Source organism: Marinobacter maroccanus, assembly GCF_002933275.1.
Lineage (GTDB): Bacteria > Pseudomonadota > Gammaproteobacteria > Pseudomonadales > Oleiphilaceae > Marinobacter > Marinobacter maroccanus.
The window spans coordinates 14428-37751 of sequence record NZ_PSSX01000018.1 but is presented as its reverse complement, the minus strand read 5'-3'; the positions used below and the strand labels follow the sequence as shown (position 1 = coordinate 37751).

The 23324-nt window shown below is 54.4% G+C and carries 27 protein-coding genes; 18 read left to right on the top strand and 9 right to left on the bottom strand.

Annotated elements, in window-relative coordinates; genetic code table 11:
- The 9 genes from KEHDKFFH_RS16475 to phnF all read right to left on the bottom strand — a co-directional run bounded on the left by KEHDKFFH_RS16475 (window position 1) and on the right by phnF (window position 7608).
- The gene (locus KEHDKFFH_RS16475; protein ID WP_104322918.1) at window positions 1-831 is read right to left on the bottom strand and encodes an ATP-binding cassette domain-containing protein; all 831 of its coding nucleotides are present in this window, start codon (window positions 829-831) and stop codon (window positions 1-3) included.
- Window positions 828-1727, bottom strand: coding sequence for an alpha-D-ribose 1-methylphosphonate 5-phosphate C-P-lyase PhnJ (locus KEHDKFFH_RS16470; protein WP_104322917.1), 900 nt, complete (start codon window positions 1725-1727; stop codon window positions 828-830). The genes KEHDKFFH_RS16475 and KEHDKFFH_RS16470 overlap by 4 nt, the downstream gene beginning before the upstream one ends.
- Window positions 1717-2856, bottom strand: coding sequence for a carbon-phosphorus lyase complex subunit PhnI (locus KEHDKFFH_RS16465; protein ID WP_104322916.1), 1140 nt, complete (start codon window positions 2854-2856; stop codon window positions 1717-1719). The genes KEHDKFFH_RS16470 and KEHDKFFH_RS16465 overlap by 11 nt, the downstream gene beginning before the upstream one ends.
- Window positions 2856-3437, bottom strand: coding sequence for a phosphonate C-P lyase system protein PhnH (phnH, locus tag KEHDKFFH_RS16460; protein WP_241956540.1), 582 nt, complete (start codon window positions 3435-3437; stop codon window positions 2856-2858). The genes KEHDKFFH_RS16465 and phnH overlap by 1 nt, the downstream gene beginning before the upstream one ends.
- Window positions 3427-3918 carry a phosphonate C-P lyase system protein PhnG gene (gene phnG / locus KEHDKFFH_RS16455; protein WP_104322915.1) on the bottom strand — a complete coding sequence of 164 codons (492 nt, stop codon included), beginning with the start codon at window positions 3916-3918 and terminating at the stop codon, window positions 3427-3429. Before phnG ends, phnH begins: the two co-directional genes overlap by 11 nt.
- 64 nt (window positions 3919-3982) lie before the next feature.
- Window positions 3983-5008: a phosphonate ABC transporter, permease protein PhnE gene (phnE, locus tag KEHDKFFH_RS16450; RefSeq protein WP_104322914.1), complete on the bottom strand. Its 1026-nt coding sequence runs from the start codon at window positions 5006-5008 to the stop codon at window positions 3983-3985.
- Window positions 5008-5823, bottom strand: a complete 816-nt coding sequence (phnC, locus tag KEHDKFFH_RS16445) for a phosphonate ABC transporter ATP-binding protein (RefSeq protein WP_104322913.1) — start codon at window positions 5821-5823, stop codon at window positions 5008-5010. The genes phnE and phnC overlap by 1 nt, the downstream gene beginning before the upstream one ends.
- Window positions 5824-5879: 56 nt before the next feature.
- Window positions 5880-6827 (bottom strand): phosphate/phosphite/phosphonate ABC transporter substrate-binding protein, encoded by a 948-nt coding sequence (locus KEHDKFFH_RS16440; RefSeq protein ID WP_104322912.1) that lies wholly within the window; start codon window positions 6825-6827, stop codon window positions 5880-5882.
- Between the two features lie 52 nt (window positions 6828-6879).
- Window positions 6880-7608 carry a phosphonate metabolism transcriptional regulator PhnF gene (phnF, locus tag KEHDKFFH_RS16435; protein WP_241956539.1) on the bottom strand — a complete coding sequence of 243 codons (729 nt, stop codon included), beginning with the start codon at window positions 7606-7608 and terminating at the stop codon, window positions 6880-6882.
- A 416-nt stretch (window positions 7609-8024) separates the two neighbouring features.
- Here phnF and KEHDKFFH_RS16430 point away from each other — a divergent pair, with 416 nt between their 5' ends.
- The 18 genes from KEHDKFFH_RS16430 to KEHDKFFH_RS16345 all read left to right on the top strand — a co-directional run bounded on the left by KEHDKFFH_RS16430 (window position 8025) and on the right by KEHDKFFH_RS16345 (window position 23321).
- Complete coding sequence (locus KEHDKFFH_RS16430) at window positions 8025-8456, top strand: hypothetical protein (protein WP_104322910.1); 432 nt, start codon at window positions 8025-8027, stop codon at window positions 8454-8456.
- A gap of 181 nt (window positions 8457-8637) precedes the next feature.
- Complete coding sequence (locus KEHDKFFH_RS16425) at window positions 8638-9318, top strand: hypothetical protein (protein ID WP_146084225.1); 681 nt, start codon at window positions 8638-8640, stop codon at window positions 9316-9318.
- A 225-nt stretch (window positions 9319-9543) separates the two neighbouring features.
- Entirely contained in the window at window positions 9544-9855 is a 312-nt protein-coding gene (locus tag KEHDKFFH_RS16420; RefSeq protein WP_104322908.1) for a hypothetical protein, read from the top strand.
- A 74-nt stretch (window positions 9856-9929) separates the two neighbouring features.
- Entirely contained in the window at window positions 9930-10163 is a 234-nt protein-coding gene (locus KEHDKFFH_RS20140) for a hypothetical protein (protein WP_104322907.1), read from the top strand.
- Entirely contained in the window at window positions 10160-10876 is a 717-nt protein-coding gene (locus KEHDKFFH_RS16410) for a DsbC family protein (protein WP_104322906.1), read from the top strand. The genes KEHDKFFH_RS20140 and KEHDKFFH_RS16410 overlap by 4 nt, the downstream gene beginning before the upstream one ends.
- 2 nt (window positions 10877-10878) lie before the next feature.
- Entirely contained in the window at window positions 10879-11244 is a 366-nt protein-coding gene (locus KEHDKFFH_RS16405; protein ID WP_198412811.1) for a hypothetical protein, read from the top strand.
- A gap of 24 nt (window positions 11245-11268) precedes the next feature.
- Window positions 11269-11538, top strand: coding sequence for a type IV conjugative transfer system protein TraL (locus tag KEHDKFFH_RS16400; protein WP_091643629.1), 270 nt, complete (start codon window positions 11269-11271; stop codon window positions 11536-11538).
- Window positions 11539-11541: 3 nt separating this feature from the next.
- Window positions 11542-12123, top strand: a complete 582-nt coding sequence (locus KEHDKFFH_RS16395) for a TraE/TraK family type IV conjugative transfer system protein (RefSeq protein WP_091643631.1) — start codon at window positions 11542-11544, stop codon at window positions 12121-12123.
- Complete coding sequence (locus KEHDKFFH_RS16390) at window positions 12116-12868, top strand: TraK domain-containing protein (protein ID WP_104322905.1); 753 nt, start codon at window positions 12116-12118, stop codon at window positions 12866-12868. The genes KEHDKFFH_RS16395 and KEHDKFFH_RS16390 overlap by 8 nt, the downstream gene beginning before the upstream one ends.
- A complete protein-coding gene (locus tag KEHDKFFH_RS16385; RefSeq protein ID WP_104322904.1) occupies window positions 12868-14043 on the top strand; it encodes a TraB/VirB10 family protein in 1176 nt (391 codons plus the stop codon). Before KEHDKFFH_RS16390 ends, KEHDKFFH_RS16385 begins: the two co-directional genes overlap by 1 nt.
- Window positions 14043-14633 (top strand): TraV family lipoprotein, encoded by a 591-nt coding sequence (locus KEHDKFFH_RS16380; RefSeq protein WP_104322903.1) that lies wholly within the window; start codon window positions 14043-14045, stop codon window positions 14631-14633. Before KEHDKFFH_RS16385 ends, KEHDKFFH_RS16380 begins: the two co-directional genes overlap by 1 nt.
- Entirely contained in the window at window positions 14630-17131 is a 2502-nt protein-coding gene (locus tag KEHDKFFH_RS16375; protein ID WP_104322902.1) for a TraC family protein, read from the top strand. Before KEHDKFFH_RS16380 ends, KEHDKFFH_RS16375 begins: the two co-directional genes overlap by 4 nt.
- Window positions 17131-19065 carry a conjugal transfer protein TraN gene (locus KEHDKFFH_RS16370; RefSeq protein ID WP_104322901.1) on the top strand — a complete coding sequence of 645 codons (1935 nt, stop codon included), beginning with the start codon at window positions 17131-17133 and terminating at the stop codon, window positions 19063-19065. The genes KEHDKFFH_RS16375 and KEHDKFFH_RS16370 overlap by 1 nt, the downstream gene beginning before the upstream one ends.
- Window positions 19035-20507, top strand: coding sequence for a conjugal transfer protein TraN (gene traN / locus KEHDKFFH_RS16365; protein ID WP_104322900.1), 1473 nt, complete (start codon window positions 19035-19037; stop codon window positions 20505-20507). The genes KEHDKFFH_RS16370 and traN overlap by 31 nt, the downstream gene beginning before the upstream one ends.
- Window positions 20473-21051: a conjugal transfer protein TraW gene (locus KEHDKFFH_RS16360; protein WP_104322899.1), complete on the top strand. Its 579-nt coding sequence runs from the start codon at window positions 20473-20475 to the stop codon at window positions 21049-21051. The genes traN and KEHDKFFH_RS16360 overlap by 35 nt, the downstream gene beginning before the upstream one ends.
- Before the next feature lie 72 nt (window positions 21052-21123).
- The gene (locus KEHDKFFH_RS16355; protein ID WP_198412809.1) at window positions 21124-22110 is read left to right on the top strand and encodes a TraU family protein; all 987 of its coding nucleotides are present in this window, start codon (window positions 21124-21126) and stop codon (window positions 22108-22110) included.
- Window positions 22111-22204: 94 nt separating this feature from the next.
- Window positions 22205-22864: a type-F conjugative transfer system pilin assembly protein TrbC gene (locus KEHDKFFH_RS16350; protein WP_158253206.1), complete on the top strand. Its 660-nt coding sequence runs from the start codon at window positions 22205-22207 to the stop codon at window positions 22862-22864.
- A complete protein-coding gene (locus KEHDKFFH_RS16345) occupies window positions 22854-23321 on the top strand; it encodes a S26 family signal peptidase (RefSeq protein WP_091643655.1) in 468 nt (155 codons plus the stop codon). Before KEHDKFFH_RS16350 ends, KEHDKFFH_RS16345 begins: the two co-directional genes overlap by 11 nt.
- Window positions 23322-23324 lie beyond the last annotated feature (3 nt).

Sequence of the window (23324 nt, the reverse complement as noted above, 5' to 3'; positions counted from 1 at the left end):
TCACAGGGTGGATGCCACCAGTTGCTGGGTGTAGGCCTGCTGCGGATCTTCCAGAATCTGATCGGTCAGCCCGGATTCGATCACCCGACCGTATTTCATCACCAGGGTGCGACTGGCCAGCAGGCGGATAACGCCCAGGTCGTGGGTGACCACAATCATGGCGGTGCCCAGCTCGTGCTGGATTTCCAGAATCAGGTCGAGAATGCGCGCCTGTACCGACAGGTCCAGCCCGGTGGTCACTTCATCGAGGTATAGCAGAGGTGGTCGTGTTGCCAGGGCCTTGGCGATCTGAACGCGCTGTTGCATGCCACCGGAGAACTGCTTGGGCGACTCGTCCATACGGCTGACCATCACATCAGTGCGGGTAAGCAGTTCGCCGGCCCGGCGGCGGATGTCGCCGTAGTGGTTGAGGTCGTTCATCAGCAACCGCTCGGCAATGTTGCCACCTGCGGAGATGCCGAAATTCAGGCCAAGATTGGGATTCTGGTACACCATGCCGAAGCGGTGATTGCGCAACCAGCGCTGTTCCGCGCCGTTAAGGTTGAACAGCTCGTGGTTCTGGTCGCCGTCCCGGAAGATGGCGCTGCCCCGGCTGGGCGCCTGATCGAAATACAGGGTTTTCACCACCGTGGACTTGCCGCTCCCGGATTCTCCCATGATACCGAGAATCTCCCCCGGCTGGAGGCTGAAGCTGACATTGGCCGCTGCAACCACAGAGCCGCAGGCGGGGCACACGTTGGTGTCGTGCTCCGGGCCGGTCATATCCAGGCAGGATGGACACTCGGTGCCGTGGATGCGGGTCAGGCCCTTTACTTCAAGAATCGGTTTCATTGGGTAACCTCCCCGGCGTCTGTTCTGGCTAACTGGCGGTTGCAGAAGTCGGTGTCTGAGCACTGCCAGGCCTTGCTGCCGTCTTCCAGGTTCAGCTCGTCCAGGAAACTGTTAGTGCTGCCGCAGCGGTTGCAGGCCCTGCGCTTACCGTCGGCGTTATAGAAGTTCTCGGTACGGAAGGGCACGTCGTCAAACACCAGCGGTTCGGCGTTGGTGTAAGGCGGTACCGCATAGATTTTTTTCTCACGACCGGCGCCAAACAGCAGCAGTGCTTGGGACTGATGGAGCTTGGGTACGTCATAACGCGGGATCGGGCTCGGATCGATGACGTAATGACCATTGATCCGCGTGGGATAGCGGTGGGAAATGGTGATCTCATCGAACTTCACCAGGTCCTCGTACAGTTTGGTCAGCAGACGGGCATAATCCCCCTCGCCGTGCATGATCTTCCGCTTGGCCTCGGACGGTTCCACTATTACAAGGGGGTCGGGATAAGGCACCTGGAGGTTCAGAACCTGATCTTCCCGCAAGGCAATCTCCGGTACCCGATGGCGAGTCTGGATCAGAGTCGCTTCGGTGGTGCTCTCGGTGGTGGACACATCCGGGCAGGTCAGCTCCGCAAATTTGCGCAGATTCACGGCGTTGACGGAGTCATCCGAGCCCTGGTCGATCACCTTCAGCGTGTCCTCAGGGCCGATCATGGACAGGGTCAACTGCAGGCCGCCGGTACCAAAGCCCCGGCCCATGGGCATTTCCCGCGAGGCATAGGGCGTCTGATATCCTGGAATGCTGATGGCCTTGAGAATGACCCGGCGAATTTCCCGCTTGGCGAATTCGTCCAGAAAACCAAAGCCGTAACTGTCCTGGCTGTCGGTCAGTTGGTAATTAGGATTCATGGCTTTCCTCCTGCGGTGTTTCGCCGCGTTCACCGTACTTTTCCCGGGTAGAGCGCAACCGGTCCATATCGGACTGGAAGGTGACGTAGTGAGGCATTTTGTAGTGGTTGGCAAAGCCCATAGAGTCCACGCCGTCGATGTGCATCAGCACGAACTCCGGGTCTTCTGAGGGGTTTTCCGGGCCGTCTCGCATGCCTTTCTGCAGTGCGCGGTCCAGAATCGCCATGCTGATGGCCTTGGTTTCGTTGTGGCCGAAGCAGGCGCCGTAGCCCAGGGTGAACTCGGGCGCCGCGCCCTTGGCGGATTCGGATTCATCCGGCTCGTACATAGCAATGACTTCGCACTCGGTCATCAGCACTTCGCCAGCCTCGGTCAGCTCGCCGGTCACCGGATGGGGTAGCATCACCGGCAGGTAACCGACCCGCAGCTCGGCCACGGTGGGGTGGATATCGCCGTAACCGCGCATGTTGGAGTAGGCAATGGCCAGCATGGAGCCGGTTTCTGCCCGGGCCATGGTGGCCAATGCTGCAGAGCGGCTGACCGGGAAGATCAGCGGGTCCCGGGTGATGTCGAACGCGGGGTTTCTGTTCGTGGCCTTCGGTGGCAGCAGGCCCTCGGAGCGCAGGGAGTCCAGCACTTTCGGGAAGCTGTCCGGAAGCGCTTCCTCCGGCGCGTTTTTCAGAAACGTTGATGCCATCCTCCGGAATGGCTCCGGGGATTCCTCGGCCAGTTCAAACCGCATCAGGCGCAGGGCGTAATCGTGGGTTGGCCCGAGCATCTGGCCACCGGGGATGTCCTTGAACGCACTGGAAATCCGACGGATCAACCGCATGTTTCCGGTGTCCTGGGGCGGGGTTTCCAGCAGCCTGGGTTTGGTGGAACGGTAGGCCCGTAACGCAAAACCGGCTTCCAGGGTGTCCCCTTGCATCTGTTTGATGGCCAGGGCCGCGAGCTGGGGATGATAGAGCCCACCCTCGGACATAATCCGAGAGGTTAGCAGCCGCAGTTGGTGCTCAATGGCGTTGAGGGACAGCGGATCGGAACCTGACCCACCGGCTCTGAGCGCTTCGAGGGCCTCGGCAGCTCCTTCGATGGCTTTTCCGCCACCTTTGATTGCAACGTAACCCATCAGTTGCCTCCTCCGCTGATTTGGGTAGTGCGCGGCAAGGCGACTACTTGCGTGTCGTCCACCAGAATCAGGTCGACGCCCATGGGAAAATTCCGGTTCCAGCGGGCTCTCTCAGCCAGCCAGCCGTCGTGCAGGCCACGAAGCCCAAGCGACTGTGTGCCTTCGATGCCCGGCCCTCGCAGCGTAAGCGGAAACGCCGTGGTGCCGTCCAGGCTGGCAACGCGAATAATCAATGTTGCGCCTTGCTCGGGTTCAGCCAGGCTGCCCAGGGCCGGCTCAAAGCTGGGAGCGCGGCTGCCATCAGCAATAATAAACCCGGCGTTTTCGACGCTCGCCTCGCCGATTCCAAGCCGCCGTATATCATCCGGTTGAATCAGGTGGTCCGGGTCTGCCAGGGTCACCTCGTTGTCACACAGCACGGCGGCAATACAGGCGGGCCCTTTGGCATCAACGCAGGGCGGCAGTGGCTGGCGTCGCCCTGGAAAGGAAAAAGCGGTCATCAGCGCCCGGAAAGCCCGTTGCTGGAAAAGCGGGCTCCAGACGCTGTCAGGTTGTAGGGCTGTGTTTGGATTATTCATCATCGTCCTCACTTCCATCGCCCAGCAGGGAGAAGTCCACCCGGGTCGAGGTCAGAATGGCGTTGCGGCTGGCTTCGGTTTCCTGAAGCGTTGCCCTGCCGGTTTCCAGTAATCTGAGCGCCTGTTCGTGATGAGGCAGTCTGGCGGCCAGAGTGGCATCGAGAACCGCCAGTGCCCGGGCCAGTGAGCGCCGGTCATCCAGAAGACGGGCACCGCCTTCGGCACGGGTTCCATCCGGGGCAATGACTTCCACATGGGCATGGCTGACCGGCACTTCACCGAGAAAATACAGATCGTTCAGGGCAGAATCCGGCAGTTTGAGCAGGCCAAGGCCACTCTGCGGAAGGGTGATATCCCTTACGTCGCAGTGCCCGGCGATTTCGGCCGCCAGAGTTTCGGCTTTTTCAGCGGGAGCCGCAGACCAGTATCTAAGCCACTGGCTGCGAGGCGGTGGCCAGCTAGCCTCGGTTTCGTGAGTGTTCATGAGCAGTGCTCCTTATTGTTCAGATATCTATACATGTCTGTATTTAAATAAAAATGTCGCATGCTCAGATCATCCGGGACCGTATGCGCGCTGACAGCTGATCCAGCAGAAAAACGAACAGGAAGATGGCAATCAGAATGGTCATGACATGGCCGTAGTCGTACATGTCGAAGCGGCCTTTGAGCTCCTGGCCAATACCACCGGCCCCTACCAGGCCCACCACGGTGGCCATTCGCAGGTTGCGATCCAGAATATAGGCGGTGTAGGCCACATACTGGGGAAGCACCTGTGGCATCACGGCATAGAGCACTGTCTTGATCTTGCCCGCGCCAATGGCCTCCAGCGCTTCCTGAGGCTGCTTGTCGGCATTTTCGATGTCCTCGGCATAGAACTTGCCCAGAAAACCGGCGGCGTGCATGCCCAGGGCAAGCACCCCGGCGATGGGGCCGAAGCCATAAGCCAGCACCAGAAACAACGCCACGATGAGTTCCGGGACCGAGCGCAGCAGGCTGATAAAGCCGCGGGCGAGCGTGTAAGTCACCCGGTTCGGGGAGTAGTTACTTGCTGCAAACCAGGCCAGAGGAATAGACAGGCTGACGGCCAGAAGCGTGCCCCAGAGTGCAATTTCCAGGGTCTCTATCATCTTGCCAAATACGGTTTTCACATAGCCCAGAGGGTCGTAAAGCACCTCTGTTGTTTCGGTAACGCTTTCCAGTTGCAGTGTGTCTTCATTCAGGCGTTGGGTAGTGGTTTCCCGGCTTTCAACGCGGGCGAACACGGGCAGCTCGTCGGCGTTGAAATCGTTCATGCGGGCCACTTCTTCGGATGTCGCCATTTGTGGCGGCCACATGGAATCGGCCACCTTGCTAAGGCCGCGCACCACCTGAGATTCGTCGTTCAGACCCACAAGGTTGCCAACGGCCTGGGTGGTCATGGAGACCATCCGGTCCATTTCAGTCCGGTGACCGGTGACCAACAGCAAGGCCAGAATCAGAACGGCGATCACCAGGTGTTTTAGCCGGAACGGCTGATCCAGATGCCAGTGCAAACGGGTACCCTGGGGTGGCACGGGAATGGGTCGGGTGCTCATCACATACCTCCCGCCGCTTCGAGTTCCAGACTATCTTCAGTAACCGGTGTGGGTTCGCCATCGCCCCAGTCAGCATTCTGGTAGAGTCTGCTCAGTCGCTGGTCGTCGAACTCTGTCGGGGCGCCGTCAAAGACAACCTCGCCACTGCGCATACCTACAATCCGGTCGCCGAATTCACGGGCCAGGTCCACTTGGTGCAGGCTGCAGATAACGGTGGCATTGAGTTCGCGAGCGGCGTCCTTCAGCAGGGTAAGAATATCCCGTGAGATCTGAGGATCCAGGCTGGCGACGGGTTCATCGGCCAGTACCACCTTCGGGTCGAGCATGAAGGCTCTTGCGATACCGACGCGTTGCTGCTGGCCACCAGAGAGTTCGCCGGCCCGGCGATGAAGGTGTTCCGGCTTCAAGCCCACCCGTTCAAGGTAGTGGCAAGCCTTCTTGCGCTGCTCCGGATGAAACCAGCCACACAGGGCCCGGGCCAATGACACTTCGGGCAGTGCACCGGAGAGCACATTGGCGGCCACACTGGCACGAGTTGCCAGGTTGAAATGCTGATGAATCATCGCGACCCGTTTGCGAAGTTCGCGTTCGCTCGCTTGTGTCAACTCAAGCCCATCAACCTGTATCTTTCCTGCTGTCGGTCTCATCAACCCGTTAACAGCCCGCAACAGCGTGGATTTACCCGCGCCGGAAGGACCAAGGATGACGCAGAACTGCCCCTTCGGGACCTCAAGATCGACGTTGTTCAGCGCACGTGTGCCGTCGGCCCAGGTCTTTTCGATAGCACCGAGCTTGACCATTGATGTCTGGCTCATAATCGTTTCTCCTCTATGGCGGCCCGCCTTATGAGGCGGGCCGCTATCAGCCATCCTCAGCGCTGGTTACCAGCTGCCAGAATGGACTGTTTAACGTCACGCGTGACGGCGTTCAGCATGTCGCCGACTTCCGCCATGGTTTCTTCGCTTACATCGCTGGTGTAACGGTCAACCTGCTTACCGCCATAGCCACGAATCTGCTCGGGCTTGATGCCAGGCATGGCATGGACATTATTGAATGCCTTCTGGAGACGACTTTTAACGTCTTCGCTGACTTGCGGCTGAATGGCCAGCGGTGGATACGGAAGAGGAGCGCTTTTGGCAACCACCTTGATGTCCTTGCCGTCAATAGCGCCCGCGTTCAGGGCTTTTTCGTAGGAGTCGAAGGAAGCGCCACCTACATCCACGATGCCCTGGGACAGCGCGGACAGAACATTTGCATGGCTGCCGGCGAGGTTGACCTTGGCGGTATCTCTCGCTGGATCAACGCCCTCACGAAGCATCATGGCCACAGGAATATTGAAGCTGGAGGTGGAGTTGATATCGCCCAGGGCGATGCGTTTGCCGCGGATGTCGGTAATGGTGTCGATACCACTGTCCTTGCGGGCAAAAATGCCGGAGTAATAGACGGACCCGCCTTTCCTGACCGCCATGGCCAGAAGGTTGGCGCAACCACGCCCATGGGCCTGGAGGTAACTGACAGGGCCAAACCAGGCAATGTCGGCCGAGCCGTTACACATGGCTTCAACAACCGCGCCGTAGCTTTGGCCGACTTTCAGTTCAAAGTTCAGGCCTGTGGCTTCTGAAATGGCATTGAAGATCGGTTCGAAGTCTTTGCGGGTTCCGTCTTCCGTGCCACCGTCAGCCGGAATCAGGACGACCCGGAGGGGCTGCTTGCTTGAGCCGTCATTGGCCGCAGCCATGGCACTGGCCGAACCGAGCAGAACGATGGCGGTTATTACGGACACCGCGTATTTGAGAAGAGTGTGCAGTTTCGGATACATTACTAAAGCTCCCGTAGGGTGTTGATTCAGGTGTTCGACCGTTAGCAGACAGTCATGGGTTGATGCACAGTTGGATCCGGTCTGCGCGAAACCGGGTAATCACGTACTCAAGCGGGGTCAGATCCCGCTCATGCACGTTGGTACTCTTTACCCGCAGCACGGGCTGGGTCCGGGGCATCGCCAGAAGACCGGCGTCGTCGCCCTGCGGGAGCATCGCAGTTACCAGGCTCTGGACGCGTTTGAGCGTGTAACCGTAATGGTCCGCCAGAAAGCCGTGTAGAGAGCCGCCCTCATAGTCATCCCGGACTTTTGCGAACCTGGCTTCTGGCAGGAAGTGCGAGATAACGCAGAAGGGCGAGCCATCTACGGTTCGCACGCTTTCAATCCAGATCACCGGATCTCCCACCTCGATGTTCAGGCGTTCCGCCACCCGCTCAATGGCAGGCAGAACCTGCTTACGAACAACACGCCCGCCCGTGGACGCGCCCATGGCCGTCAGGTTTTCGGTAAACCGGGTGTCAGTGCCCAAGGGGTAGTCGATCTGGTTATTGATCACGAACACACCGCGACCGTGCTGGCGCTCCAGAAGGCCATCGGCAACCAGAAGATCAATGGCGCGTCGGAGTGTGTGGCGATTTACACCAAAACGATCCGCCATCTCATTTTCCGAGGGCAGCATGTCGCCGGGGGCATACTGGTTCAGAACGTCACGCTCCAGGTGCCGGGCAATCTGACGGTAGAGGGCGTGGCCGGTTTCGCGTTGCAGGGTGTAAAGGCTCATAGGCATGTCTATACAAGTTGATTTGTAAAAGAGCCTAAAGGACTAATGTGACAAAGTTGTGATGATTTAGTGACGAGACTGCCATCACCGAACGGGCTTTACTGAAACTTAAATTCCATCAATGTCGTTTGCCGGATTTGGGGAATGCCTACCGGGCGAATTTCTCGGACATTGGGAACGAGATGGGTTTTACTCCTTTGCTGCGGACATACCCAAAGAGGGGTCTCCAAAGGTGAGTGTTGGTCTATCCGCCTGAAGGTTCGCTTTGCGACCAAGGCTGCTCACGGGCCTCAGCAAACAAAAGCGAACATTTGCCTTTAGATAGACATTCGTGAAAAGCTCAGCCCCAACGTGTCCATGTAAGCGTTGCGGGATCACGGCGCGTGGGCCGGGCGTTATATTTTCGGAGAGATCTGATGGAAGAGTCTAAATCTACTTTGAGCTTTATCGGTATTGGACTAGGTTCGATTGCTTTTCTACTGGCCATCGTTCACTTTTGGGCTGGCCCCTTTTCTTCGCAGCCATCGCTTGAGCAAACGGTGGCAGAAAAAGCAGTGTCAATAAAACAGGCAACTGTTGCTGTGCTTCAAGGAAAAGAGGCACCTGCGCCAAAATCTCCACCAATAGACATGGATCAAATGGTAAGCATCGGCACTGCTGTTCTTGGCGGTTTAGCCATCATCCTTGCTGTAATTGGTTTTGCTAAAAAAGAACATATACGTGTTGCTGGTGGCGCCGTTCTGCTTGGAGGGATCGCGATAGCGTTTCAGTTTGCTGTTGTGGCATTGGGTGCAATAGTGGTGGCAATTCTGGTCGCGGCAGTGCTGTCCCAAATCGGGTTCGAATAGTCAAAATAATTGCGTCAAATACGTTCTGCACTGCCTCCCCACTTCAGTAGATACGCATCGATAACTCCTGGACTTACCCCGGTCCACTAGACACTCCTGGCCTATGATTGGCCTGCGGCCTCCACCGGACGTCTCTGTCGGGCCGCCGCTTATTTCTGCGTTCGAGTCAGAGGACTTAGACATGGCGTATTCATCCAATCAAAAAGCCATAGGCGGCAAATTAATTCGCAGTGCAGTCGTTTTGCTGTGCGCCACCTTTCTGGCATCTTGCTCGTATGGGCCACCGCAGATTCGTGCTTATATCACGAATGCCAGAGCGAAACCCGATTCCCACTGGATCGCTGTTGCGGTTGAATACCAGCATTACCAGGAACCAACAGGAATCAACGCTTTTCCCAATGGCGGCATACCCAAGTACCTCAGTGAGAAGGTAAAAATATACTTGTGTAATGTGGAGACCCTCGAAGTACGTCGACTCGTATCGGCAACCCCACCGGACATTGTTAAGCTCGGATGGCAGCCGTGGGTTCTGGGATGGGTGGGTGAAAGTTTGTACTTTCAGATATCTGGGCAAAAAGGAACGAGTCTCAATGAGACTAAGACTAACAAGGTGGTCTACAGGATTGACGGAGATGGGCAAGATTCAGAAGTAGCCAACACCCCGGACAACCTTGTGTTCCAGCAGGACACAGGTCCTCTACCCAAAGGCTCATTTGTACGAATCAGCAATCGCTACGATACAATTGCGGTCAGGACGGAAAGAGACGCTAGTCCACGAACTCTGTTCAAAATCGACATTAACCAGGGAGAACTCGTTGCGATTCAAGAATCGAACAAGCCGGATACAGGCGACGGCTTATAGCCGCGCCTGATCCGCAACGTTATCGCACCATCTGAATGTTCGCTTTGCGACCTTAGCGCCTCCGAATACAGGCACACAGTTTGTAGTGCTAAACCTACACTTTCTCCACATAACGGTAATCCAAAATTTATTTTAGACATTTTCATATAATGATATATAATCTGGATGGGATCCGTCGCGGCACACCATGGACGGTGCCTAACAACTCACCAGGAAGCGACATCATTGGACACGCAAGAAACTCTCAAGCAACTCAAGCTGGGTGAAGAAACCCGATCTGCATTGAAATCGTATGCTGCTCGGGAAGGAATTTTTCTAAAACAGCTATACCGCGATGCAGTGAGCTGGTTCCTTGCGTCAAACGACCCCGAATACCTGGCCTCCCCCCGAGACGGAGTTTATATCAGTATCTGGCTTCCAGATCCCATCGTTATGGAAGTGAAATCGCGCGCCGAGGTTGATAGCCAACCTCAAAATCGGGTTATCTACACCTCGCTCGTGAAGTACCTCGCAAAGCACTCCGGAAAAATCATATAAAAATATATACAAGCGTATAAACCTGTCCTATACTCCATCTGTGTCAGTCACCGCCTGTAGGTTGCACAGATTATATGAAATTGACTAACTCTATATTTCTAGTAGCTGCACTGCTGAGTGCGATCACCACTCCCACTCTGGCAAGCAAGCCAACCAGTGAAATCGTTTTCTCAGATGGCCGCTGGGTCATTCTGGATCATGCCCGTCTGCCGAAACCGAAGCTGGAAAAGATCGCACGCGGTGTACATATCGATCCTCGGCTCTTGCAGGAGCTGACCAAAACCCAACCACGGAAGTCTTCTCAATGAAATTTTCTCGCATCGCTTCTGCAATCGTGTTGATTGCGCTCGCACTGAACGTCAATGCCGCGACCATTGATGAGGTAAAGCAAACGCTCGCCGTGAAATTTTCGAATTCCAAAATCCAGGACGTGCGGCCGGCGCCAGTCGATGGGCTCTATGAAGTAACGTTGAGCGGAGCCCAGGTGATTTATTTTTCGCCCGCCAATAACGCTCTTGTGTTTGGCGAGATCTACGACCTTGAGGGGCAGTCACTTACCGCCGAAGCGATCGCCAGGGCCAACCGCCTCCGGTTGGAAGATCTTCCCTATGACCAAGCCCTTGTTCTTGGGCCGGAAGACGGCGTGCCCATTATCGAATTTACCGACCCGGACTGCCCTTATTGCCTGCGCTACGACGAATTCATTCGAGATTCACATGTGCCGGTTAAGCGGGTGATCTTCTTCATGACCGCGATTCATCCCCAAACTGCGCCAGCCAAAGCTCAGCACATTTTGTGCTCGGAAGATAAAGCCGCCGCGTTTGATGACATTTATCTGCGTCGAATCCAACCAACAGCAACCTGCGAAACCGGTGCTGCTCAATTGGACGTTCACGCCAATGTATCGAGTCAGTGGCGAGTTCAAGGAACGCCGACACTGATCCTCGATGGAAGCCCGGTAACGGGCTTTCGGAAAGAGGTGATCGCCAATTACCTCGCCAACAAAACCAAGGAGAGTTAAAAATGAAAGTGTCTGCTTCTCAAACTGCTCACGCTGAACTGTCTCGTCTGAGCGCCATCGCCAAGGCCCGTTTTGGTTCCTTCCGTTCCGCTGCTCCGGTAGCCGCAGTTCCCATGCTTGTTTTGGGTTCGATGACTGCCAGTGCGATCACCGCGCCAGCCACCGGCACCTTCGCATATGACCTGTACGACGTAGCTGTGAACGACATGCTGAAAGGCCCCGTCGGCTTCGTCGGCGGACTTGCCGCGATTGTCCTTTCAGCAGTCCAGATCACCAAGAACTGGATGCTTGCTGCCGGTGGCGTTCTGGGCGGTACCGCCATGATCAAGGCTGACAGCATCACAACTTCGCTTGGCATGATCATCTAAGCGAGCAATGACCGGAGGCCGACCATGAACGAATCACGACTACCGATTTACCTTCATCAGCCGCTTCAAGTCCTTTGGTTTGACGCGCATGAAATGGCGATCATCGTGATTTTTTATCTTGGCGCCGCCATCTTTGGTGGCCTCGCCTGGATAACGCTGTTCATTGGTCCGGCCCTCCTTATTCCTATGAAACGAAAACGCGCCCGAGGCTGGTTCAGCCATCTGGCCTATGCCAACGGGTTCTTTGAACTCAAAGGCTATCCCGTTCCCACTGCCACCAAATTTCACGAGTGACCCATGAAAAGTCTCTTCTCCAATCTGTTTGTCCAGGATTCGAGCAATGTCTTTGCCGAAAACCGGCTGCTCAAATTTGGGTTTGTGGCTGTGGTGATTTTTGCTGGTCTTCAGACAGCCACAATTTCATCGAAGCTAGATGAACAACGCGTTCACCTGATCCCCATTGGTGGGCAAGGCGACTTCGTTATTTCAGGTTCGACTGCATCCGACGACTACTTGCGCTCGATGAGTCGTTACATCGTTCATATGGCGGGCGACCTTTCAGCCGCCACTGCCAGAAGGCAGCTGAATGAGTTGTTGCCACTCATTCACCCCGACGAATACTCCCGTTACCGCGATCTATTTACCCGACTGGCAGATGGTATTGAGCGCTACCCGACAGTCTCCTATGTCGTTCAATGGCGCGGTAATCGAGACATTAAAAAAGTAGGCGACGACACCATTCACGTTGCTGGCGTGAAAAAGCGGATTGTTGGTGACTCGGTGACCAGCACGGAAAACGTCACCTACCAGATCTCTTATTCATTCGAGCAAGGAAGATTTTGGCTTACCGGCATCAAGGAGGTATCGAACGATGCTTAATAAACAATTTTTCAACGCTGCACTGGCCGTGATGTTAGTAAGCTTGCCGGCACTTGCTCACACCCAGGTTGTGAAGCCTGATGTTGTCACACCAGTGGAAATGTCCAATCGAGACATCAACAGAGTTACCTGTGTCGACGGTGCAATTAACGATGCTTTTTTCTCTCAAGAGAAAGGGATCGTGGTTGAGAACAACGGGAATAATAGCTTCATCAAATTTCTGATTCAGGATGATGGGCTGCATCAGGAATATGTTTCAGCGCGATCCGAGTTCTATCTGGTATGCGCCGGCGAGATTTACACCTTAATGGTGTCTCCAAAGGACATTCCCGGGCAAACAATCCGCCTTTCTACAGGCGCGAAAAACCGCATCAAAGACAACCAGGAACTGCTCTCCCCCCTTCCCGATGAAGAGCGCGCAGTCTATTTGACTATGGCGGCTCTTGAGGACGACATCCCGGACAGCTTTTCGGTCAGCACAAACACGAACAGTGAATGGGAGTCCCGCATGACCGCCGGCAAGCCAAACACACAACTCGCGTTGCGCCGGACTATTCGAGTGGATGGGTTGGGGCTTTCCTTAAAAGAGTTTTTGGTCAGAACCAGCACCACGACCACCTTCAGCGAGACGGATTTCCTGAGCTCGGCCATTGGCGAATCGATCTTTGCGGTAACCATGGATCCGCTGAGCTTGGAACCTGGCCAAGTAGGCCGTCTGTTTGTGGTCTCTAAGGAGGGCTTCTGATGAAGACTTGGTGGAATGGCCTCGGAGCCGAAGACAGACTCAAGTACCGGAAATATAGCATTGCCACTGGTTTCCTCGCTCTCTTGCTGTTCGTTTACTATGCCTCCGGTCAAGACGAAAAAGAGCCAGTCAAAGAGGTTGAAACGACAGACCTATCTCTAGGTGCCGATCTCCTGGAAGACGACATCCGTGCAAAAGTAGACAAGGATTTGAAGCACGTTGGCGAGACACTTGCCGAAATGGAGCGTCGACAACGCCAATATGACTCTCTGCTTGCGGCGCTTGAGACCTCTCAGAACGATTTGAAGCGGCAGGGTCGGGGTGAGGAAACCGGAAAAGAGGAAATGGTGAATCCCCTTTCCGACCTCGAAGCCCCGGAAGCCGGAGGCGAAGTGTCTTACCCGGAGCCTCCAACCTATGTTCCCAGTTATAGCGCGTCCGAATCCTCCCTCAACGATATTCCGGTTGAAGCGAGAATTGTCGGCGGTATTGGCCGTGCTCCTGGTGCCGACTTTCAACCGGAGACAGTTTCAAAAAAAAAGAATTCGATCTACATGCCACCCAGCCACATGCCTGCAATTCTGCTGACTGGTATTCGTGCCCTTACTTCGGAACTAGGTGACGCAAACCCTGAGCCTGTAATGCTTCGGGTTCAGGCGCCGGCGGTGCTTCCAAACAGTGTCAAAGCCAACCTGAAAGGCTGCTTTGTCATCGCCAATGCGACGGCAAATCTCGCTCAAGAGCGTGTAAACCTTCAGCTGGTCAGTCTTTCCTGCATGAGTTTGGATGGAACAGCGGTCATTGATCAGCCAGTTCAGGGGTTCGTCGCTGATAGTGACGGCGTGCGCGGGCTTACCGGTCCAGTTGTTTCAAAGATGGGCGCTCATGTAATGCGGATGATCGTCGCAGGCCTCTTCGAGGGAGCAGGAAACGGCATTGCGGGTGCGGCTGCTACAACCTCGACCTCGGCGCTTGGAACAACACAAATCGTCGACACAGACTCAATCGTTCAATCCGCCGGCGGCCAAGCTCTCAAGTCTGGCTCTGAAGCCGTCCAAAAACTGTTTTTGGATCTCGCAAAACAAACCGTTCCCATCATTGAGGTCGGCGCAGCCAAAAGGCTGACCGTCGTCATCCAGAAAGGAACGGATCTCAGCATTATGGAGAAAGGCTAATGAAAAAATTTACTCTGCTGTTAGCGGTTAGCCTCTTGGGCGGCTGTTCTCTGGTGCCTTATGAAAACGAGTTCTCCTGCAACTTACAGGACAACTTTGGAAAATGTATCTCTGTCGAAGATGCTTATGAGGAGGCGGTGACAGGGGTAGAAAAGTATCCGCACATGACCAGGGCGTCCGAGCAAGCGCGGCAAGCCAGAGCGGAGCGAAAAAACAAGTTGGCTGGATCCCGGCGTGTAAAGGAGCAACCAATCGCTGTGTCGACATCCTATGACGCGCCGACGCCCTCTCACACAGAAGATCCTTCTTTTGCGCCCCCTCAGTCAGCATACAGCGGCTACCGCGACCAGGTTTATGATCAGCTTGGAACCATGATTCAGGCGCCTCGGACGCCTATGATCAAACCTCCGCGCTCAGTCCGCACCATGATTCTTCCCTACTCCAGTGAACTGAAACGCAACCGGCTATACATGCCCCGATTCGTCTACAGCATTGTCGAGGAACCGCGTTTCGTTATGGGCCAATACCTTTATAAGAAGCCGGAACTTACTGACTCGCTTATTGACCAGGTGCAGGGGAGCAACCAATGACCGCTGAAGAGAAAGTAGGCCCCCTCTCAAAAATCTGGTCGTTGATCGTTGGCGACAATGGCGGCATCACACACAGGGACCTTGAGCAAGAACTTCGCCGAAACAAATTTTCTGACTTTCTACCCTGGGTGAGTTTCGATGAAGAGCTGGGTGCCTTCCATACCCTGGATAACCGCTACGGCTACCTTTTCGAGATATGCCCTCTCACCTTTTTAGGCGGGCGGGACCTTAAACAATTAGAAACGTTTTTATCGGTCACCTACCCGAAAAGAACCCAGATCCAAATTATGCTGGCGCCTGATCACAACGTGAACGGTATCCTTCAAGCCTATTCGCGCAACAAACAGCGCCGAACACCTCTGCTCCAGAAATCCATTGAGCAATACACCAGCTTCCTAAAAGCCGGCACTAAGGGAATGCGCTGCTATCACGGCATTCCCGTTCGAAATTGGCGAGCGTTTGTCTGCATCAAGACTGCAAAACCGCTATCAAGCGAAGTATTATCGATCGCTGAAGAAACCTTGCAAGCCGCACACCTTGCCCCGGCACGGATGGGTCCAAATCATCTGGTTGCCTGGGCACGGCAGTTTTTCAACGATGCCGACGCTGATCCGAATGGCCATGTTGATTCCCGGCTTCCGCTGCGAAAGCAGATCATCAATGCGGAAACCAAAATTGAGTTCTCAGGAGGCGAAAAACCGTTTCGTCTCGGCAAGCGTTTTGGCCGGGTGATTACGCCAAAGGTAAACGCAAAATCCATCGATACCTTCACCACCAATACCCTGACCGGCGGAGTAATGGGCGCACCGGATGATCCCGATCAGATCACCACGCCTTTTATTTTCAGCCTCAACATTGTCTTCGAAGACATAAAAACTTCTCTACACCAAAAGGCCAGCGCCACCATGGCGCAAAAAGGCACAGGCTCTTTTGCAAAGGCCATTCAGAAAAGAACCGAGGAGTTTAGTTGGGCTCTGGACAAGCTCGAATCGGAACGGTTTATGACAATCATTCCATCCTTGGTCATCCTCGGGGATACCGAAGCTGAATGCATTGATTCGGTGTCGCGCGCCCGTCGACTCTGGGAATCCAAAGATTTCGTGATGCAGGAAGAATCGGTGCTTGAGAAACCGATGCTGATTGCCTCTTTGCCGTTCGGTCTCTATGACATCGATAAAAACATCGGCTTGCTCGACCGACATTTCTACGCGCCACTGAGCGCCGTGGCTCGTTTCATGCCCATTCAAGGCGATTTTCGAGGATCCAGCGACCCCGCCCTACTCTACGTCGGGCGCAAAGGGCAGCTGGTCGGCATGGACGTGTTCGACAAGCGAGCACCCAACCATAACTTCCTCATTGCCGCCGGTTCGGGTGCGGGCAAGTCCTACACGCTCAACGATCTCTGCAAAAACTATTACGCTGCAGGCTCATTGGTTCGAGTAACCGACATTGGTTACAGCCTTCAGAAGCAATGCGATATGGTCGGCGGCCGGTTTATGGATTTCGGCAAAGAGCGGATCACGATCAATCCGTTCAACACCAACTCCAAGGATGAGGATGACCGAAACGCGGACCTCATGACCACCGCCAACATCCTCGCTGAAATGGCATATTCCGCTTCTCGCCAACCGCTGCACGAAACGGAATGGACGTTGATCAAAGAAGCCGTTCGTTGGACTGCAGACCGCGGCGACATCGTCAACGGAATCGATGCTGTTCAACACTACTTGAAGTCCTATCCAAAACTCGCCTATGACCAGGGCGAACCGCTGCCTAGTGCGGTCTCCAAGGCTCACGAACTCGCCTTCAACCTGCACGATTTCACGACGAAAGGCGTGTACGGGCGTTTTTTCAATGGCGCCGGCGGATTCGATATTTCGAACGATGGTTTCGTAGTTCTGGAGCTTGAAAAGCTTTCAGGTCAAGCCGAGCTGTTCAACGTGGTGATTATGCAGGTGATGAACTCGGTCACCCAGGATCTTTACCTTTCCGATCGCTCCGAACAACGCTTCGTGCTGTTCGAAGAGGCCTGGCGATACTTTTCAGATTCCCGGGGGGAGGAGAACAACCGACTCGGCAACCTGATTGAAGAGGGCTATCGCCGCGCCCGCAAGTACTCCGGGGCCTTTGGCATTGTTACGCAGAGCCCGCTGGATCTCCGGAAATTCGGCCCTGTCGGACAGGTCATCAAGAATAACGCTGCATTCAAGTTTTACCTTGAATGCGAGGACTACGCGAAGGCTGTAGATGAAGGGGTTCTCGACTACGAGGGCCTGGCTGTCGATCTCCTGACCTCCGTAAAAGCCAACAAACCCAAATACTCTGAGATCTTCTTTGATACGCCGTTTGGCCGGGGTATCGGCAGGCTGTCTGTGGATCCCTGGAATCACTGGATCGCAACGTCCGACGGCAAGGAGGTTGCCAAATATAACGCACTGATTGCTCAGGGTATGACGCCAGCTCAGGCGGTGTCCAAACTATCCGGAGTGCCACTTTAATGGATCGCTGGATTCTGCTCGTCCTCATAGGACTTTTACCGGGATTTGTATCGGCAGATCCGGCATCCGTCACTGAGGCCGAGACCACTGTGGGCAATGCTAGAAGCAGCTACGGAAGCGCCGAAGCCATCCAACAGAACTTCACTACACCTCTGATGTCTGCCGACGCCATGAAGACGTTCGATGGCCAGAGCTTCGATGCCAATTTGGGCTGCAGCGGCTCTCAGAAGTTTTTGGAAATATTCGTTGCACCCTCGGCCAGCGGTGACATTGGCACCTTGACGGTCTCTCAAGATAGCGACCTGGACGGCACGATTGATCGGGTATTTACACCAGGGGTTCCGGTGTCCGGTGTATGTGCAAACGGAGCTGTTTCGTGTAACGCAGGGACCTGGGACAACTGCTCGGGACTGTCTTGGGTGGTGAACGGCTCAGGCGAAATCGGCATGACCCCGATTCCCCTAAACAAGCTGGGCGGGTGCTATTGCGTGAATAACTCATGCGGGACTGGCCTAGTTATGAGCAACTTGGACAAAGTCCTTAATGATTTGGGGGGAGGCGCAACCGGTGCGCTGACATCGCAAATGGACTATCTCACGGTTTCCGAAGTGGGTGTGACCGGACCGATGATTAAGTTTTACGCACAGAAGGCCGGTGACTGCGCTGCGGGCTCGCCAATGCTGAAAGCCTACAACAGCACGCCGGGTAACCTCGCCAGCGATGCTTTCTCCGCCTCTGCCGCTGATCCGGAATTTAATTTGATTACGACATCTCCGGCCGCTATAGCGGACCCTGTCCAAATCAAAAGCTGCCAAATAACCCGGAACGTGCCAGTGGAAGAAGTCACACTGAACGACATCATTGAATATGCCGGCGGTTCTGGAAACATTTTTCCATGCGGCCCAGATTGCCTTCAGCTTTCATTAGGGCAAGTTGGCGACAACTATTGGGCCGGTAGCTGCAAAATGTATGAGCGCCAGGTTCAATTCAATGTCTTGGACCCAAGCCGGATTTTGGAAGCAAAAATCAACTACGCAAAATTCGATGACTGGATGCAGATCTACGCCGATGCCGACCTGCTTTGGAATGGCCCCTACGGAAACTGGACAGGTACCGGACGACCACCGGGCGCTTGCGAGCTCTCAACCAACTGGGTCCGCTCGCCAAATGTCGACTTTAAGAGTTATCTGACGGGTGGACCCGTCGACTTCAAAATTAGAGTGGAAGTTACGGGGAATGGCGAAGGCTACGCGCTCGCAAAAATAAAGGTCGATACCGACTGTAAACTCAAACCTGACACCATTTCAAACAGCTGTAGTGCATACCAAAGTGACCCTGAATGCACACTCATGGAAGAACAAGTGGACGGGGTTTGGACATATCAGAATTTCGTCAATACCGGTCTTACTCCGTTGCCGTCCACCCAAGTGATCAATGGTTCAACCTGCTCGTTTACACCTACACGCCCCTGGTGGCAAAAAACGCGCAAATATCGCTGTCAGGTCACCGGTACATACGATTTCGATGACGCCCTCGAACGGGCTGACAACGTTCAAGCCAGCACCACGAACACTGGCTATCAAGACTATTTGAAGCAGTCTAACGGTAGTGTTCTGACGCCGACAGAAAGCCTTTCTGTTCTGGAAGAGGTTTCAGTGCCTGCCTGCACACAGGCATGCAAGACCAGAAAGCCGCGCTTAGCAACTGACGCGGTTCAGAACGGCGTCGTGCAGGAGAACCGCACAGACCCCAATACCTTCGATTACTTCTTCCACGAGTGTTCCGCTGGCGTTTGTCCGGCTGGACCCGGAGAGACAGTCGTTCAGTCGTGTGGATGTCTTAATGAATTCGCAGAAGCCGCAGCAACATTGCAGGCCGTTCGCCAAGCATCAAGGGATACGATATGCAGTTCAGGCACAGCCAACCCGCTTTAATTGGACTTTTAAGCCTCTTTCTCCCTCTCGGCTCAGTTTATGCGGCCAACTGGTCCTGTGGCCAAGATCTCAATATGAATGGTGATCTTGGCCAACCAGGTGAGACGGCTTCATGTTTTGAATCGCCAAGCGGGGGAGCACTATGTCCAATTTCCGCCGTTGACTGTAGCTCAAGTCAACAAATGGTCTGCACGAACCCGGTTGCTTTGAATTTTGATGTAAAAGTCGCTCGGCAATTCGGGTCCTTCACGGTCGGATTCGATCTCAAGACTGGTGCCGTAACATCAGGCCCCACTGGCTTGGTCGCACAGATCCCAACGCTCGATTTCGACAGCATTTGCACAAACAACAATCCGATCAGTGCTACTGGTTCCACAACTTGGGACGCCCCGAGCCTATCCGGTAGCAACTTCCTGGGCACAACGCTTGTGAACCTAGTGACCGCCCCAAGCTGTGCAAACGGTTTAGTCGGCACAATCCAGATCACTGACAATTACACTGGGGGCCTCCCCTCACAAGCAGGCGGACAAGTTTCTTTCTCTACCACATCTGAAACCTGCGCCCTAGAAACCCAACACGCCTGCCCTTTAGGTAACAGCTATTCCTGCATGGAAAACGCCGCCGGACAACAACAGTGCAGCCCCAATGCCTGTGTTGATCTGGCAACCCAAGTGCCGGTGGTCGACGACATCGATACTGGAATGTATCAGGACGATGGCACGACCGCAGCCGATGGAACCTGCCTGGGACAGATGATGATTTTTGCAGGTAGAGCAATGAGGTGTGATAAAGCAGGAGTATCTACCGCGTTTCAGAATTGCTGCAAAAACACAGGCAAAGTGCTTGCGGATGACACCGGCGACTCTGGTTCCCCGACCCAGATGATTACTTCAGTCTACGACTCAATTACGCAGGGTAAATCGGAGTATGAAGCTGCGTTGGCCGCCGGCGCACCTACGATGGTGGCGGCGAATGCGGCGGCCACGGCGGCTGGGGATGTCATGGCAAACTATGGCGTAGTCGTAGATCCAACGGCCATGGTCGGCGCTGTAATCGACTACTTCACACAGTCCTGCGATCAAACATCTACGGAAACGGGTGTTCTTAATGGCTCAGGGTTTTGCTACGAGATTGGAGAATACTGCCGGGAAGAATGGGAATTTGTTGGGTGCGTCCAAAAAGCAAAATCGTATTGCTGTTTCAATTCGAAAATGGGTCGCATCATCCATCAACAAGGCCGAGCGCAGCTCAACTCTGTGGCCGGCTTCGGTACCCCGGAAGCTCCGAACTGTCGCGGGCTGACACCCGAGGAGTTCCAATCAATCGACTTTTCTAAGATCGATTTCAGCGAATATTACGGTGACCTGGTACCAGACACCATGACTCAAATTGAAGGGAAGATTTCTAATGGTGTTACGGATTTTTATAACAGTAATCAGTAGCTGTCTTGCCGGATCCCTGATTGCCGCCGAATCCCACGTTCTTGGGCGCACCTATGAGATTGCTGAACCGGATGCACTGACTGAGATCCAGAGCAAGGTGGCTCAAGTTGATTGGGAAACAGTGATGAGTGACGGTGTTGCGCGCAATGCTGCCGCGCAAGCCGTGTCTCTGCCTCGCGCGCGGGAAGACCGCATTCGGTACCACATTCCTTATTACACGGCCGAATTCGATGTTAAGGACCAAAATGGGCAAATCATCTATCCAAAGGGATTCCAATTTAATCCCCTGGAGCATGTTCGTCTTCCCCAGCGGCTTATGTTTATCTCAAAAGATGACCTTGCCTGGGCACAGGATCACCTGAAATCCACGGATATGGTCATGATCACCTCAGGTGATTACCGGGCTATCGCCATGGCTTTGCAGCGCCCTGTTTTCATTCTTACCCCTCCTGTTCGCGACCGACTCTCACTGCAGTTTGTTCCATCGATCGTGACACAAGAGGGCAGCACCCTCCGAATCGAAGAACACTCAATCAATCTCTAATTTTCATATAGTGCTATATACTCGCATATATTGTTAGGCTAAACTTAGGGAAATTCCCGGACGTTTCTAGCCATGATGAGTATTCGAGCAATCTTGCTTCTTTTAACACTGATAGGGGCTTACACGGCCCCTCAATCAGCCCTCGCGTCCAAATGCCCCTCTGGCGTCCTGAATCCTGTTACGGACGTCTCTTGGCAGTGCATCTTCCCGATTCGCATTGGCGGGCTGAGCATCGGTAAAGGCGATTCAGGAATGCCCGATCCTGGTGCTGACTCCCCTTCCGTGCTCTGCAGCTGTAATTCAGGAGCGATCAATCGATACGGCATTGGTATTTCTATGTGGGAGCCCGCACGGCTCATTGATACCGTTTCAGATCCCTACTGCATGATGCCGCTCGGATTTAAGTTGATGAACACCGGCGGGAAACTGGGCGGATCGCACATGCAGGAAGATGGTCAGTCCAAAACCTTCCAGCAGATGCATTACTACTTCTTTCCCGCATTTAGCATCTTGGGGCTGTTCTATGACATCCCCTGCATAGCAGAGCGAGAATTCGACGTAGCGATGATGACTGAACTCATCCCTACCTGGAACAACGAAATTCTCTCGCTGATGATTCACCCCGAGTCGTTGCTGTTCGCCAACCCGGTCGCTCAACTGGCGTGCGCTGCGGATTCCTCTGGCGCCTTGGTTGGAAGGCCCGTTAATTCCCTCTTCTGGTGTATGGGATCGTGGTCAGGAGCCTATCCCCTGGCCGGGTCAATAACCGGCACGGATTACGTGACGGCGAATGCCGGGATCGCAGCCCGCGGAATCTACTTCATGGCTCGGATGGGACTACTAAAAGAATCCTCCTCAGATGGCTGCTATACCGCGCCAGTTCCCATTTGGTCCAAGGACAAATACAAGCTGCAACTGATGAAGCCTGTTCGGGACGATAGCTGCCGGCCGATCGGTCAAACCGGTTTGTTGTGGAGCCATTACAAGCACCCCCCCGCAGGCGGTGACAATTTTTCATGGATGGTGTTTAGGAGGCTCAACTGCTGTGTTTCTTATTAAAAGTAACCTGGGGTTTGCCCTAACCCTCTGTCTAATGAGCCCATTAGCCTCTGCGGAATCGGATGCCATTCCCACACTCCCCGATCAGATCAACGTGCCGGAGGAATACCTGGCGATCGCGAAACAGGCCAAAGAACGGGTGATGGATTCACCGGCGATGAAGGCCCGCGTCTCCGAAGTCATGCAGGAGGTGAACAGCGACCAATGGCAAGCCCGAAAGAATGAATTTCTCAGTCTGCTTCGGGCCGATGCTGGCCTCGATGCTGGCGATCCTGAAAACCCAGACCCTAAAGCAACTGGCTCCCGCGCCCTGCTATTCGTCTCAAGCTCCATTCCGGAAATCACCTTGCGGAATTACGCCAGGGATCTCGAAAAGGTCGGTGGTGTGATGGTGATGCGCGGCATGATCGGTGGTCTCAAGAAAACACAGCCCACCATGGAATTCATGGCCAAGGTTCTTCGCAAGAACCCGACGTGTGAGGGGCCAAAGTGCGCAATGCGAGGGCTTGATGTCGTCATCGATCCCATCCAATTCAGGAATCACAACATCTTCAAAGTCCCCGCCCTGGTCGTTGAGCAGAACTTTGATTTTCAAAGTTATTGCGAGAAAGGCGCTGCAACCCCCGGAATGCGACTGCCCGTGGTTTACGGGGATTCAAGCCTACAAAGTCTCCTGAAACGCTTAACCACGATGACCGGCGGCGCACCGGCCGAATCCATTCTTGCCAAGCTGGAGAACCCAAATGCTCAATAATAAAGTGAAAAATGTCCTTCTCACTTTGCTTGTAGGGGCGCCTCTTGCCTTTGCAATCTCCTTCGTTTCAGACCACCTCAATATCACGGTCTCTGAGTCTGTCGATCACAGAATTTTTTGGGAAACCGACGCCATTGCCGGGCCAGGCGACTATGCGACATTCGAGCTTTCTCATGAATTGGCGGGCCATGAACCTGTGTTAATCAGCAAAAGGCTCATGTGCTGGGAGGGTCAAACAATAACCCAAAAGGATCTTGAGTTTTTTTGCGACGGAGAGTCTCTGGGGCGCGCCAAGACTGAAACGCTCAAAGGCGATCCTTTACCCCTATTTTCCTATTCGGGAGTAGTACCTGCCGGCAAAGCTTGGGCCTATGGATCGCATCCCGATTCTTTCGACTCACGGTATTGGGGTTTTGTGGACGTCTCCAAAACCAAGCGCCTCAAAGCGATCTTTTAAGGA